Annotated in this window: 14 protein-coding genes; 4 read left to right on the top strand and 10 right to left on the bottom strand. The window is 41.5% G+C overall.

What is annotated here, in order from left to right:
* Nucleotides 1–7: 7 nt before the first annotated feature.
* From BR02_RS0105865 to BR02_RS0105855, 3 genes are all read right to left on the bottom strand, one after another.
* Entirely contained in the window at nt 8–877 is an 870-nt protein-coding gene (locus BR02_RS0105865; RefSeq protein WP_031515131.1) for a copper transporter, read from the bottom strand.
* Between the two features lie 12 nt (nt 878–889).
* A complete protein-coding gene (steA, locus tag BR02_RS0105860) occupies nt 890–2,011 on the bottom strand; it encodes a putative cytokinetic ring protein SteA (RefSeq protein ID WP_031515129.1) in 1,122 nt (373 codons plus the stop codon).
* 347 nt (nt 2,012–2,358) lie between these two features.
* Nucleotides 2,359–4,281, bottom strand: a complete 1,923-nt coding sequence (locus tag BR02_RS0105855) for a methyl-accepting chemotaxis protein (RefSeq protein WP_031515127.1) — start codon at nt 4,279–4,281, stop codon at nt 2,359–2,361.
* 373 nt (nt 4,282–4,654) lie between these two features.
* On the opposite strand from BR02_RS0105855, the gene BR02_RS0105850 reads away from it, so the two are divergent.
* Together BR02_RS0105850 and BR02_RS0105845 are read left to right on the top strand one after the other, a co-directional pair.
* Nucleotides 4,655–5,938: an Ig-like domain-containing domain gene (locus BR02_RS0105850; RefSeq protein ID WP_031515125.1), complete on the top strand. Its 1,284-nt coding sequence runs from the start codon at nt 4,655–4,657 to the stop codon at nt 5,936–5,938.
* A gap of 204 nt (nt 5,939–6,142) precedes the next feature.
* Nucleotides 6,143–7,327 (top strand): DUF4365 domain-containing protein, encoded by a 1,185-nt coding sequence (locus BR02_RS0105845; RefSeq protein ID WP_051688151.1) that lies wholly within the window; start codon nt 6,143–6,145, stop codon nt 7,325–7,327.
* Between the two features lie 56 nt (nt 7,328–7,383).
* On the opposite strand, the gene BR02_RS0105840 is transcribed toward BR02_RS0105845, so the two are convergent.
* From BR02_RS0105840 to BR02_RS0105830, 3 genes are all read right to left on the bottom strand, one after another.
* Nucleotides 7,384–8,994 carry a (Fe-S)-binding protein gene (locus BR02_RS0105840; RefSeq protein WP_031515121.1) on the bottom strand — a complete coding sequence of 537 codons (1,611 nt, stop codon included), beginning with the start codon at nt 8,992–8,994 and terminating at the stop codon, nt 7,384–7,386.
* A 32-nt stretch (nt 8,995–9,026) separates the two neighbouring features.
* A complete protein-coding gene (locus BR02_RS0105835; RefSeq protein WP_031515119.1) occupies nt 9,027–9,923 on the bottom strand; it encodes a nitrate reductase gamma subunit in 897 nt (298 codons plus the stop codon).
* A gap of 204 nt (nt 9,924–10,127) precedes the next feature.
* Nucleotides 10,128–10,835 (bottom strand): O-methyltransferase, encoded by a 708-nt coding sequence (locus BR02_RS0105830; RefSeq protein ID WP_238442411.1) that lies wholly within the window; start codon nt 10,833–10,835, stop codon nt 10,128–10,130.
* A 34-nt stretch (nt 10,836–10,869) separates the two neighbouring features.
* On the opposite strand from BR02_RS0105830, the gene BR02_RS15595 reads away from it, so the two are divergent.
* Entirely contained in the window at nt 10,870–11,046 is a 177-nt protein-coding gene (locus BR02_RS15595; protein ID WP_169738575.1) for a hypothetical protein, read from the top strand.
* Between the two features lie 26 nt (nt 11,047–11,072).
* On the opposite strand, the gene BR02_RS0105820 is transcribed toward BR02_RS15595, so the two are convergent.
* Both BR02_RS0105820 and BR02_RS0105815 read right to left on the bottom strand, forming a co-directional pair.
* Nucleotides 11,073–11,324 (bottom strand): hypothetical protein, encoded by a 252-nt coding sequence (locus tag BR02_RS0105820; RefSeq protein WP_031515115.1) that lies wholly within the window; start codon nt 11,322–11,324, stop codon nt 11,073–11,075.
* 101 nt (nt 11,325–11,425) lie between these two features.
* Nucleotides 11,426–12,673 (bottom strand): BaiN/RdsA family NAD(P)/FAD-dependent oxidoreductase, encoded by a 1,248-nt coding sequence (locus BR02_RS0105815; RefSeq protein ID WP_031515114.1) that lies wholly within the window; start codon nt 12,671–12,673, stop codon nt 11,426–11,428.
* 358 nt (nt 12,674–13,031) lie between these two features.
* On the opposite strand from BR02_RS0105815, the gene BR02_RS0105810 reads away from it, so the two are divergent.
* On the top strand, nt 13,032–14,036 hold the full coding sequence (locus BR02_RS0105810; RefSeq protein WP_051688150.1) for an arsenic resistance protein: 1,005 nt from the start codon (nt 13,032–13,034) through the stop codon (nt 14,034–14,036).
* An 18-nt stretch (nt 14,037–14,054) separates the two neighbouring features.
* On the opposite strand, the gene BR02_RS0105805 is transcribed toward BR02_RS0105810, so the two are convergent.
* A complete protein-coding gene (locus tag BR02_RS0105805; RefSeq protein ID WP_031515111.1) occupies nt 14,055–14,315 on the bottom strand; it encodes a hypothetical protein in 261 nt (86 codons plus the stop codon).
* A 162-nt stretch (nt 14,316–14,477) separates the two neighbouring features.
* Nucleotides 14,478–15,014, bottom strand: coding sequence for a hypothetical protein (locus tag BR02_RS0105800; RefSeq protein ID WP_031515109.1), 537 nt, complete (start codon nt 15,012–15,014; stop codon nt 14,478–14,480).
* Nucleotides 15,015–15,028 lie beyond the last annotated feature (14 nt).

Here is a 15,028-nt window from a genome sequence, read left to right as displayed (position 1 = left end):
CTCCCCGTTATTCCAGTGTGGGCAGCAGCCTCTGGGCTGTGGGTTTTACCCCATAGTGTCCGGATTTTCCGGACATTGCCATCACCAGCGCCAGTTGGCCAGGTACAGTATCTATGTTGTCAACGGTGCTAATGTTAAACTTTTGATACTCTTCCATATATGAAATGGTTGCATTTGAATCTTCCAAGCCAAACACAGGGATGCCCTTGTCTAAAAAGTAACTTATCATTACATTATCTATTACATCTGTTTTTACCAAGGATTCATCGTGGCTTCCGCCGATAATTATCACCGCATTAAGGGGTACCCCGTATTCACCGACATTCTTTATCATATCCGACTGGGCTAAAGTATTAAAGGCTGCTTGTTTATCCCCTGTCACTATTCCTTCGGCAATGAGCCGGGCCAATTGCTCAGTGATCCGGCCTTCATCCCCTTCTTCCAATCCCAGACTTGACCTTAATTCATCACCTTGGGCACCGGGATTTAAGCCGTTTAACAGGGTTGTGACGGATGATACCTGGGCTCCGGCCATCTCCAAGGTACTTAACAGTTCATCCCTCATTCCATAATTATTGGTTTCAATAATTACCACATTCTGCTCAGCAAGTTTTCCGGAAACAAGCACCGGAAGCACCTGTTTTTCAAATTGTTTTTGTATGGTCCCGTCAACCTCAAGTTCATTAATACGGGCCTGCACCGTTTTGTTTTCCATGCGTATTTCTTGCAGCTGTGCTTCTAATCGGTCAGTCATTTCCCTTTGTTGTTGCACAATAGCTTCGCTGCCTAACAAAGCACTACCTATAATAATGCCTATGCCCAGTGCTAAAAATACCGCCACAAGGGTAACCACGTGATAGCGGAAATCTATTATCACTTAAAACGCCCCCTAGATTCCTAATAAAATTCTGAACTGGATATATATAAGTCTTAATAGTTCTCTTGTGGGAGGGGCAATAACCATTACCACAGCCAAGGGAACCATGGCTGCCAGTACAACTTGAGCAAGATACCTGGCCTTTAACGGGTTTTTATATAATTTATTTACGCCCTTGGCATCAACAAGAATTGATCCCACCTTTAGACGTACTAAAAAGGTACTGGCCATACCTTTACGGCCCTTTTCCAGAAACTCAAGCATGTTTGAATGTGTACCCACAGCAACTATTAAATCTGTTCCCTTTTCGTAAGCAAGCAGCATTGCAATATCTTCACTGGTACCGCGGGCAGCAAAGACCTGGGCCTTTAAACCCAAATTTTGAACCCGTTCTAAGCCAGGTGCGCGTCCATCAGGGTAGCCATGAACAATTAGCTCTGCACCACACTTAAGGGCGGAATTACTAATGCTGTCCATATCGCCAATAATAATGTCAGGCTGATGGCCAAACTCCAGCAGTGCATCCGCACCACCATCAACACCTATTAAAACGGGTTTCACTTCATCTATATATGATTTAATTGCCGCCAAATCTTCTTTATAATTATGCCCTCGCACAACAATTAGCGTATGACGGTTATTAAAATCAACATTAACCTTGGGTATCGGCAAGTCTTTACATATCAAATCTATTTCATTATGTGCATAATCAAGCGTATTTTGGACAAATTTATATAGTGTTGCATTAACATTCTTTTTAGATTGCTCCATTACATTACAAACATATTCCCTATCTAACAATTTTCCTTTAGCAATCAGCTTGCCGCCGTGGTAAATCTCATCATTTATTATCTCAATCTTATCGCCCTCGGCCAATAGTTCGAACAAGTCTTCTCCTACATCATCTATCAAAGGGATCCCAGAATCTAATAGGGTTAAAGGACCTAAGTTGGGATAGTCTGCACTTAATGAGGGCGCAGCGTTAATTACAGCTTTAACCTTAACACCGGCCAATGACTGCGCAGCTACCTTATCCAGCTCATGGTGGTTTATCACTGCAATATCACCGGGCTGCAGACGCTTTACCAGATTTTTAGTTCTTCTATCAAGCCTTGCTGTACCTTTAATATGCAAAAGACCACCACCTTTCATTGTCACTGATACAATTGTTTTCATGCAATTCATTTTACATTGTATTACCTTTAAAAATGCAAGTCAAGGGAATTATACAAAATTTGTAAATTCTTACAGCTTACACCCGGCTTATTATTTATAGCTTAGCTGTGTTATTGCTAGTGTCTATTTTCTTAATTGCTTTTATAAGTATTAAAAACTGACAATAAGATAAGCGGCAAATATACTAAACCAGCTAGTAATAAGCGTAAAAAAGGGTTAAGAGCAGCTCTTAACCCTCACAGTCATACAAGAAAAATGTGCACGGCAACCTTAGTGTCAAGTATATATTTCTATTTTCTACTGATTTAATATTTGAATTTATCAACCACACTTTTCATCTTATCTGCCATGACATTTAGTTCCTCGGCAGAGCTGGACAATTCTTCAACGGTGGCCGACTGTTCCTCGGTATAGGCCGCTATGCCCTCCACGCTCTCTGCGGTGTTTGCTGCCAATTCCGCAACGGCACTAATTTCTGACTTAATGGCTTCGCTTTCCCTTTCAATGGCGTGGGCCTCGGATACCACCGAAAGAACATTATCAGATACCAGCCGAGTTTTATCCAGAATTTCTTCAAAGGCTTTTACTACGTTATTTGCACTGCTGTCGGCGGTTGCCAACTTAACCACATTACCAACGTCTGCTTTAATCTCTTGTAAAAGTGAACTTATTTCAGTGGTGGCTTCAGCACTTTGGGAAGCCAGTTTCCTCACCTCTTCAGCAACCACCGCAAAACCTCTGCCCTGGTCTCCGGCACGGGCAGCTTCTATGGCTGCATTCAGTGCCAACAGGTTTGTCTGCTCTGCAATGTTACTGATGGTTTCAACAATACTGTTGATTTCATTGGTTTTGCGCCCTAAGGTATCAATGGAAACAGCCATCGCTTCCACCAACTGCTGGCCATCACGGGCAGATGAATAGGCATGCTCCGAATTATCTTTGGTAAGATCTAAATCATCCTTAATTTTAACAATCTGTTCATTAAGATTATGAATAAAGGTATATACCTCTTGCACTTTTTCCTGCTGTGTTAATGAAGCTTCAGCAATTTGTTGAACTTTAGAGGCAACATCATTGGCGGCGTCTGCAGAGTGCACCGATACTTCTTTAAATTGGTTAGATGCTGTGTTTAAATTGTCAATGCCGCCGCTAATATTAGATAGCAAACCTTTAATTTCAGTCGCCATTTTATTAAAGGCCTGGCCCAATTCATCGCTGCCATGGATACTCTTTGAAAAATCCCGTTGATTAATTAAATGCATATAACTATTAATTGGCTTCATTATTCTGCCGGTAACTACCATTACAACCGCCAATACCAATACTGCAATTAAAGCCAGTATTTTATATGTATCCACCTTTAACCCGTTGGCCACTGCGTACACTTCACTTGCGGGGCTGACCATGGCCAAGGACCAGTTGTTTAACCCGGCAGGGCCGTAAGCAATTACCATCTCTTCACCGTCGATAAGCACTTGATCTAAACCGGTTTGCTGATCAATCATTTTTTCAGCCACTTCTCTGAATCGGTCATCACTGGCATCGGTGAAAGGATTTTCCACCAAGAGCTTATTTTCATCGGGGTGACTGATATAAAACCCTTCTTTGTTAACCATAAATGAATAACCGGACTCTGTAACACTGTTTTGGCTGATGCTTGCTGAAATATGCCCCAATTTAATAAATCCTACCAGCACGCCAACCTTTTCATTGTCATTATTGAATATCGGTACACCCAAGCCAATAATTTTTCTGCCGGTGCTTCGGGAAAAGGTGGCCTCGGATATTACCGGTTCACCGGTCTCCCAGGGCACATAAAAATAGTCACGGTCCGCTATACTAACCCCGTGATGCTCTTCCCCTTCAGAGTGAGCTATTTCAACGCCTTCTGAATCACAAATCAGCAGGTGTGAGTATTGTGGGTTGTCTTTTAAAAAACCCTGGAAATATGGCTCAGATAAGGTGTAGTCCATTGCTGTAATGTATGGGTTTTTAGACAATTCCACTATTAAATTTCGCTCGGCGGTAAGAACATCCCTTAAGTTTGTTTCCAATAGGCGTTGGGTTTGAGCTTCGAACTGCTGTTGCAAAACTTCTTCAGATTTAGTTACGCTGTAGTATGAGGCTCCAATTAAAGGTATTAAAGCCACCGCTAAAAAGGTAAAAATCAACCTGAACTTAAGACTGCCCCAAATTTGCCTCACGCCGGTCATTTTAGGATTTTCCAATCTTTTTTCTCCCCTTTTGCCCCTTGGTATGGAAAAAAATCACAAGTCGAGAACATCTCTGATAGCAGTTAAATGATAACATATACTAATAATGATAACATATACTAATAAGGTATTTAAGTCATGCAGGCGACAATAAGCGTCATATTTTAACAAATGTTGTAAAACCGCCATTATCAAAGTGGCTTCATTTATTTACCGCCCTTTTGTCATTTTTTCTCATGGTAATTTTAGCACCCCACTTGTCATAAGCTTAGTAAAAAATAAAAATATAAAAGCCTGTGACACCGTTTTTTCTTGGGCAGATGACCGTACCCGCCGGTTGTCAATACGGGACGGTGTGCCCTTATGGTGTAACAATTGGGGGTTAAAAATGGCTTTACATATTACCTTTAGGCAAATGAAACTATATGCCCTTGCTATAGTATCAATGCTTACCCTATGGCTAATAATGGGCCATTTGGTTTGGGTAAAGACTGAGCGGGTCAGTGCTGATCAAATTAGTCTAGAATACTATTTTTTATCACCCATGGGCAGCAAGGCAATGGAAGGCTTCACCATTACCTCTGAAATACCGGGCAAAGGGGTTAATTACTCATACAGCTGGCAATCACCCTTTCATTTAAAGGTTCTAATTAATGAAGATTATCCGCGGGGAATAAAATACCATTACTCATTTAAAAAGGCCAAAGCTTTAATACCGCCCTTTACCGTTACAAAAAAGGGAACTGTATTGAGCGAAGTTATACCTGAATTGGTGTCAATATATCCGGAGAAAAATGCACCTACCAAGGGACCGATTACACTCACCTTTAATACCCCAATAGAACAAAAGAGCCTTAACGAAATGGTTACCATAGATGCTGAAGGTAAATTTTATCCTTTAGAAAATGACAGCTCCCGTTGGCAGTTTATACCGGATGAGCAGCTGCAATATCAAAAAATTTACAAGATTACTGTTAAACCGGGTATAAAAAGCAAATACCGTCTAACCAGCAATAAAGAATATCAAGCATCCTTTACCACTGCACCACAGTTTAAAGTGACCGAAACCTATCCCAGGGGAGGGGACAATAGCCTATGGTTAAGCAGGACCATAAAAATCACCACCAACCAACCCATTAAAGAAGCAGCAGTAACCGGCAATTTAGACGGGGAAATACAAATAGATAAGTACACCCTGCAGTATAAGCCACGGAGAATTCTTTCGCCAAATACCCAGTATCAAATTAAAGCCCGCATCACCTCTATTTACCAGGAAAAAATTGATTTTCATTTATCTTTTAAAACCACCAACATCGGAAACCAGCGGTGGTTAGAGATAAAGGCAGGTAACCCCTGTTTGGTCTGGTTGATGGAAGGTAAGAAAGAGTTAGGCCAGGCAGAAGCTTGGTTCACCGGGGAGCTTGATAAATTACCCCGGGTAACCATGTACGAAAGCGGCCGGGGAAGAGCCATTGCCCATGATAATAAAGAAAGTTTACCCTGGGTGAAACTGAATACCGATATACTGTTACACGCCACAACCCATTCCCAGGAAGATAACCACCGCCGGTTATCGCTGCCCAGGGCCTACAGTTGTATTCTGCTTCCCAACGATATTATGAATAGGATTAGTAAAGAGTTTGAAAATGGCTTCATGGTGATAGTTCATTAAGTTAGTTATAAGTTTCTTTTGCCACAATAATACACATGTCACATTGAGGTAGTTTAAAAAATTATAATATTATTCAGAAAACACTTTACAATTACCACTATACTTTGTTATTATTGCTACAAGATAGGTATAGCGATATCGCATTATAGTTTTAGCGTAAATCTATTTCTTTTACCATTCGCTATATCCAAGGGGGGTTGCGATGTGACGTGTCGTATTGTGGATTATGCAGACCAAATGACAGGTGAACCCTCAGGAAATGCACAATTAACTTCTACCCTGGCACACAGGATTTTTCTTGGTGCTCTCCCTAACTCATGGGTTCCACGGGAAAAATGCCCAGATTACGCCATTGATTATAATATTGAAATTATGAAAAACAACAAATCCACCGGGGTGTTTTTCGGAGTAAATGTTAAAGGTACAAAGAAACCATCGTACGGTCGTGATTATTTAAGTATTCCAATGGAAACAAACTTACTGTCATATTACTACCATGAAGTTAAAATACCGGTATTTTTAATTGTAGTTGATGTTACGCGAAAAGCTGCCTTTTGGCTCTTAACCCAAGAATATGTTTACAAAATACTGGAAAAAACAAACCCCGGCTGGCGAGAACAAAAAACCATTTCTTTAAACATACACTTGTCTAACAAACTGGATAAGTCCGGAGAACGATTTGAAAATGCCGTTATAAGCGGGATGGAGTTTTTATATCTGCAGCAATTTCAGCTTCCTTATAAAGAAGTAACTGAACGTATTGAGAAGTTTTATAATTCCGAAGCCATGGATTTAGCTGTAAAAAAAGAAAGGGAAAGACAATTCGGTATCAAAACAACAAGCTATAGCTGCAGCCAAAGCATCTGTCAGGAGGAATATGATACTATTGATAAACAAGCCGACTTTGAAATCAAGGCCAGTTTAATTATAGCTGAAAACCTTAGTATAAAGGATCCCAAAGAAAACAGGGAAGCATATTACCACCTCAGTGATGCCCTGGCCATTGCCGGCCATAGAGCCAACCCCAGAATACGATATATAGCCATGGGCGAAAGGTACTATCATGACTATATTTATCACCTAATGAACTTCTTTAATATAAACCCGGATATGTCAGTCAATCAACTGCATTTAAGGTACCACACTTATTTTGTAGCCATGGGCGAACTAATTGAGACCATCTATTCAGCATTAGATGAAGAAGAATTGGTGGCAGCCTCTATGCTACTGGTGCGGCTGGCAGACATTTACTTTTCTGCTTTTCCTTTTATTTGTACAGCCCTTGGCCACAATAAGGCATTCCCTTTGCTTGACTCTGCCCAAGAGCTGCTGGAACTGGCCCATAATCTTACATCAGCCGTAGAAAATCCAGGGGCCATACTGCAATAAGCAATAAAAGGCCCAGGCATTAAGCCCGGGCACATTTGTAAAATAGTCAGTTAATTTTAAAACATCATATCTTCATCGTCCAGTAAGAATTCCAAGAATGGCTTATCCAGGTCTACCATGGCATTTACCACTAGCTCAACCAGGCCACCGTAATGCACATTGAATTTAGCAGTGGCTTGGTAATATGCCAGGATGTCCCTGATGGCACCTTTACAGTTCGAACAAGGTGCAACCACATATTTGGGAGTTTCCACATCTTCAATGGAATCCTGGAATGCCTCCAGTATTTGCTTAAATTTCATTCTGCTGGATACCTTGTTTCTAAAATCTGTGAAGTTAAAGGAGTTCATGATGGCAAAACCACTGCCACCACCACAGCAATAATTGTTTACCCCATGAGGAGTCATTTCCCTAAACTGGGGAGCTATAGCCTTTAATATTTCCCGCTGGGGCTTTATAATTCCCATCATACGCGCCATGTTACAAGGGTCGTGCAAGGTAACAGGGAAGTTATTTCTCGTGGGGTCCAATTTAAACACATTTTTCTTAATTAAGTCAGCCAATAGCGGCAAGAAACTTTCGCGGGGGATGTTGTCCTCCCCAACCATAATGCGGTCCATACTTACCAAGGAAGCTTTGTGGGCGTGTCCACATTCAGCTTGAACTATTCTTCTAACCCCAAGCTCCTTAGCAGCTTTTAATTGAGCCGCCCCAATTTTTCTTCCTTGGGCATCATCGTAAAAGAGACCGTAGTTAACGTTGTCATAGCCGATCATGTCACTGCTTAGCGTCCAATCTAAGCCGGCTTCTTCAAAAATGATGGTAAAGGCTGCTGGGTTTTCCGGCCATGCCATGTACTCACCGGCGTTGTGTACCAAGAGAATATCTGCACCCTTTTTGTCCACCGGTACCTTATATTTCTTGCCGGTTCTTTCTTCAATATCTTCTTCCATGAATTCAATTAGGTCCATAAATGCCTCTTTGGTAATGCCTGTGCTGGAGCCGGTCTCTAGTTGTTTTACTGTACCACTCTCATGAAGCGGTTTAGGAGCAATACCCATTTCCATACTGAATATTTTTCTGATTTCCCTTGTTAATAAACCATTATCCAATCCCAGTGGACAGGTTTGAGCACAACGACGGCAGAGGTTACAGCGGTATGCCAGTTCGCCCAAACGCATAACGGTCTCATAGTTAATGTCAATATCTCCGCCAATAAACCTGCTGATAAGACTTCCACCCTGCTTATGCTTTCTATAAATGCTGCGCAATACCTCTGAACGGAAAATTGGCCTGTAGGCTTCTACACCACCGCTGGCCTTGAAAACATGACAGGCTTCAGAGCAGGTATTGCACTTAGCACAGTATTCAAAGGACAAGGCCAAAGGTTGTAAGTAAACACGGTTAGTTTCATCAGAAAACAGCTTCTCAAGGCCGCTGAGAAACTTCTTCACCATTTCATCCTCTTCCTCTTTGGTTTTCGGCCTCACCAGTGTATCGTTTCCTACAAAACCATCTAAGGTAGAGCAATATCCTTCTTTCCATGAATCCCTTAACTCTTTAAAGTCCGGTTCCATTCCCGGTTTATCGTAAGGTGCCGGCAGTGGCATCAGCTTGTCCAGCTTAAACAACTGCTCAGAGGGCTTACCAAAATCTTGTGGTTTCATTTAGTATCTATCCTCCAATCCAGATAGTATAATTAATCTTTTTTAGCAGCAGCACCCGGGTTTATGTGCGGTGCAGACCAGGATGCCTTGGGCTTATAGCTAAGAGCCTCTTTAACGATACGTTCCATCTTAGAGTTTCTCAAGTTAGGTTCATTTTCCCACAGCACCTTGTGGAAAGCAAAGTATTTGCCCACATAATGGCTCATCTTGGTTTGCGGAATGTAAATCATTACTGCACCTAACAGCAAAATATGAACAGTCAGTGCAAGATCAGCCTGGATGGGAGAGAATGTGAGCAGTGCCACCATAATTTCCCTACCATAATTGAAACCAATATCTCCGGCCCATACTATTATACCGGACAGTGCCACAACAAACAGGAAGAACAGGTTAAAATACTCCAGTGGAGTGGTGTATTTGTTTAAGGTTTCACTAAAGCTTCTCTTCAGGTACATACCGATGGAGCCCACCGCCAATAAAATAGCACCGGCAGCACCGGAAAGAAATGTTACGTAGTATACCAGGGCACCCCAGCTACCGGCATCGGCTGCCACAGCACCGCCGGACAGTATGGTAATGGCACCCACCAAGAGCATAACTGCCCATAAAACCAGCAGGTAAATACCTAGGTGCATTGCATAGCAAATCCACCATTGACGCCTTTGGTTAACAAACAAGTTTTTGATGAAGAGCATTTCTTTGGCCATGTCCACTAGTTCGCCAACATAGGAAACTCTCCTGGGCTTATTCCACCACTCTAAATCCTCATAGTAAGAACCGCCATAATGACCTTTTCCGTCAGGCTCCTTTGGCACCGGATACAGTTCCCAGCGCCCATGCATAGGCATTTTAGAAAACTGGTAGGCTTTGTATAAAGATAAGCCTACAAATGCAATAATGGATAGATAAATAAAGACCGTCAAAAACAACTAAGATACCCCCCTTAAAATACTATATTTTGTTATTTTTCCCGGCAGTGTCTGTTCTTGCCGGAATAATACCTAAAAACGACACTTTAAATAGGTATTCGACAATAATTATAATTTAGTTTATTTAATTAATCAACATATAAGAAACCGATAACATGTTTGTAAAATCATCTAGTTCCCATCAGTAAAGCATTTTAGCCCCTTTTATTTTTTATAACTCAACGCCAACCCGTCGCTAAAGGGAATGATCACCGTTTCCAATTGCGGATGCCCTGTCACTGCCTTTAAATAATCCCGCAGCCTTTTAACTGCTGTTTTGTTTCTTTTTTTATCCACCTCCCCTGATATTACCATTCCCCGCATAAAGACATCATCAGCCACCAACAAACCGCCGGGAGTTAAAATGTTTATGCACTGCTCTAAAAAATCTAAATACTTCCCTTTAGCAGCATCCAAAAATATAAAATCATAGGGACCGGTCATTTCATAAATTAACTCTCTGGCATCACCGAAGATTAAATTAATATCATCTTCTACTCCCGCTCTTTTAAAGTTGCTTTTGGCCGATTCATAACGGGGTTTATTAATTTCTATGGTTGTAATGCTACCACCCCTGGGTAAAACGGCTTTGGCCAGCCAAAGGGTAGAGTAACCTATGGCAGTGCCAACTTCCAGCACCCGGGTAACATTGTGGGACAAGGCCAGCCAATAAAGCATTTGTGCCACTTCCGGCTCAACAATAGGCACCATCTTTTGGGCTGCTTCCAATTCCATATTTACCAACAGTTCATCCCTTGGGGGCATCAAGTCTCTAATGTATTTAATTACTTCATCCCTTAATAATCCATTCATTGCTACCTCAATTATTAAATAATATTCTTCGTTTTGGGGAAGGAGTTTTCCTTTTAGCATATAAGTGTATAATAACACTTAGGAGGTGCTGCTTTTGAAGGAAATAAAGGTTGACTTTACTTGCCCCAATTGCCAAATGCAATTTAGTCTTAACCCCCATGATATTCTAAAAGAAGATTTAATTGGTTGCCCCCATTGCAGTTGTTCGTTAAGCGACCATGAGCTGGCGGACTTAAAATTAGCCATAAGGCATATGCTGAACGCAAACTAAAGCCCGGTTTAATCACCCGGCTTTTTTTACTTTAGGCGAATATCAAATAACTCACCCCTAGGGTTTCTTACCGCAGAAATAATCCCTTCATCGTACAGCTTGTTTAACTGCTCAAGTATTTGCTCCTTTGAAAATTGTTTAATAAACTGATCATAAAAGTGCAAATAATCTATTTCATTGGCACTAAAATATTTGTGGTCCTTAACTTTTTCTTGATACTCTTTGAGGTCTTTCAGCTCGTTAAGAATTAACTGTCGCAAATCTCCCTTTTCTCCCATTTTACTACCCCCCCATCAGGATAATCAAATATTTACATATTACACCAAAAAACAAAGAATTCCTTTTATAATATTCAATTTTTATTTTACTTTTGTTAACTCTATAAAACGGCCGCATTTTCACCTGCCACATATCCCGATGACCAGGCCCATTGCAAATTAAATCCACCACAATCTCCGTCTATATCCAACAGTTCACCGGCAAAAAATAAACCGGGTACAAGTTTAGATTCCATTGTCTTTGGGTTTACATCCTGAACATCAACACCCCCTGCAGTAACTTGGGCAGAATTCCAACCTTTGGTTCCGGTGGCTTTAAGCCTCCAGTCCTGCAATATTGATACTATTTGTTTAATTTCGGAGGCAGTGACGTCCCCTGCCGGTTTATTAATATCTTTTATACCTGCCTCTTTCAAGAGCACAGGGGCCAACTGCTTATTAATCAGGCCCACAAAACTAAATGCCAAGGTTTTCTGGGGCTGGGTTTGAAAGCGATAAAGCAGCATTTGTTCTAACTGCCCAGGAGTAAATTGTTTTAAAATAACCGGTTTTAAATATACCTTTTTATTGCTCCGCAGCATCTCATTAACTTTTCTGCTCACCGCCAGTACCGGCGGGCCGGAAATACCATATTCGGTAAATAAAATTTCCCCGGTGGCCTTAATTATAGTTTTTTCGTTGACCACCACTTCAAGGTCTCCTACAAACTTTATGCCTTTAATTTGTTTATAGAATTTTTCTGCCAGCTTCACTTGCACCAGTGCAGGAAATGGTTCCACAAGGCGATGCCCCAGATTTTTTGCCAGTTGGTAGCCGCTGCCGTTTGACCCTAAGTTGGGATAACTTTTGCCGCCCGTTGCCAATATTAGGCGCTGGGAAATAAACCTTCCCTTTTCTTTGGTGTCTACGATAAATTCACCCTCACTGACATGGATATTTTCAACCTCAGCATCGGTAACGGTGGTTACATGCAGTTTTTCCAGTTGGTAGCGCAGAACATCTAATACACTGGAAGACTGATCTGACATGGGGTAAACTTTACCGCCTTCCTCAACTTTGGCCGCTATTCCCAGGTACTCAAAATACTCCATTGTTTGCTGCACATTAAACTTGTTTAGTGCTCCGTAAACAAACCTGGGATTTTTTCCGTGATAATAACGCTCTATGTTAGAGCTTATATTAGTAAAATTGCAACGCCCATTTCCGGTGGCCAGTATTTTTTTGCCCACTCTATTCATACGTTCCAGCACCTTAACCTGGGCTCCGTTATTGGCTGCAGCCAGGGCTGCCATTAAACCGGCGGCTCCGCCGCCCACAACTATTATTTTTTTACCCAAAATCGCAGGCATACCAATGCTCCTTGAATGAATTTTTATACATTATATATATTATTCCACAAAACAACATTCGATTAAAAGTGCCATGCTCCTGCCTGAAAACCCTTTTTTGACTATAGTGAAAATTTTTTATTTTTTTCCTATTGCGAAATATTGACAAGGTTCTATTATTTTCTAGCGAAATATGCTACTATTAAGGTGGTGTATAATATACACCGCGCCTGCATTAATTTACTTGGACCAAGCGAAAACGCTGGTCATTTTTTTTGCCCGGCTGTACCTGTGGGTAAGAGAGAGGTTTTGGGCGGGTTGCCAGTTACTAACTGCAGCTGTAAAATAAATATATCAATTTGTTTAGGAGGGAGAAAAGGTGTTTTTCTCCATCACAGGGTTTATAAACCGGCATGTTTTACAACTGCTGGTTTGTGTTATTTTGTTTTCCTTGGCCTTTGGTTACTATTTTCCTGATGTGGGCCACCGACTGCAGCCCTTAGCTCCCTTTTGTTTGTTCTTCATGTTGGTACCCATGATGATGGGCATTAAGTTAGAAGAATTAGTTCACACAGTTAAACGTATTAAGCTCTTAAGTATTGTCTTGATAATCAACTTTTTATTATCCCCGGTGCTGGCAGGTATATTGGCATATTACTTTTTATCCCACCACCCGGACTTTGCAGTGGGGCTAATATTATTGGGCACAGTACCCTGTGCAGGAATGACGGTGGCCTGGACCGCCATGGCAAGGGGAAATGCTCCCATATCCGTTGTTGTTATGGCGATGAGTTATCTGTTTGGCATTTTTTTAATCCCCTTTTGGGTGTTAATCCTGGCCGGCCAATATGTAACCGTTAGCCCCTACGGGATGGTAAAGAGCGTAGTGCTTATTATTGCCCTGCCCCTGGCCGTTGGCAATTTATTGCGGCTGTACCTAACAAAAAGGTGGGGGCAAGCAAAGTTTGATCGAATTAAAGTTACCCTGCCGGCCATATCGTCATTTTGTATGTACCTATTGTTTTTCATCGCCCTTTCCAGTGGAGCACATCAATTAATTAATCACCCTGAATACATAAAGGCAATGCTCATACCCTCTTTGATATTCTACCCAACCTTGTTTTTAGCCGCAGCGGCAGTGTGCCGGCTTGGCGGTCTTGATTACCCTGACTTGGCAGCAGTTTCCTACAGCGTGACGGGGAAAAATATCGCCGTTACCTTGGCGCTGGCCACAGTGTTTTTTAATCCGCAAACAGTATTGGTGACCGCAATTATGCCAGTGATACAAGTATCTTACATGGCCGCCTTTTATCGCTTGTCCCCCACCATTCGAAAAAAATGGGGCCTAAAAAAGTTTCCTAAAAATACTGAAAGCTCACCGTAACCTGGCGAGCTTTCCTTATTAATGTTTTTCCATGTAATAAACAACATATGCCTTTTCCGGATTGGTTCTGATCCTTTCCATAATTGGCGGTCCCACTGACACTTCACCAATTAAATTAATGTCCGATTCAAGATCAAAATCTTCTTCCTCTAAGGCCTTTAATACCTCTAATCTGGGATTTTCATCACGATCCGGCTCTATTCCCAGCGATAAATACTTTTTGGCAGCCTCCTCTGCATTGTCTGCAAAAATTATTTCAGTGTGTGTAGGATGTTCCATTTTTACCTCCATGCTATAAAAATTTCCTCGAAAATTGTAACATTGTTTCCGCAATAATGTCATCCTTGGTTTCGTCCGGTATTTTCGCAAAAAATAGTATTATCGACAATATATCTATTTTTTCAGCATTATTTACAATAAGATTTGCTCACTCTTGTTTTTTTAGTTCCTGTGAGAGCCAATTCTGCTCCTGCAATTTCTTAATAAACTAAACTTGTTGAAGTTTTTCTTTATGTGCTCCACCATGTTATTCCAGTCATCTTGCTCTTTGGTGGATTCAATCATGGCATTGACCACAAAAGAGTCAGTCATGGCCTGCACCATGTTTTGCAATTTTATCTCGCATTCCCCCCGCAGCAGTCCCTTTACGTAGTACCTGTTGATTTGTTTTATTGCCCAATCAGACAAGACTGCATCCGGTACAACAAAGGGTAAAAATTTTTGGGCCTGTTCCCCTAGGCGCATCATTTTCTGCTGTACCGGTTCCGGAGTAATGTGTTTAATGGTCTGCACCAATTTTTCCGGTCCTTCCTCCAGGGCTTTTTTCAGCAGTTTAAACTCAAATTCCGTTGCGCTCAACATTCCCCTTTCCCTGGCCCGCTGGGCCATCTCCTTAAACTTTTTCATTTCGTTAAGCAGTATATCTTCGTTATCCATCGCCACATAGGCAGTTAAATATTCACATTGGAAAGAATCCATATGCATCCCCCTCA

The organism is Desulfofalx alkaliphila DSM 12257, from assembly GCF_000711975.1.
Lineage (GTDB): Bacteria > Bacillota > Desulfotomaculia > Desulfotomaculales > Desulfohalotomaculaceae > Desulfofalx > Desulfofalx alkaliphila.
Note: the sequence above shows the minus strand (reverse complement) of the source record. Positions and strands in the feature narration are given on the sequence as shown.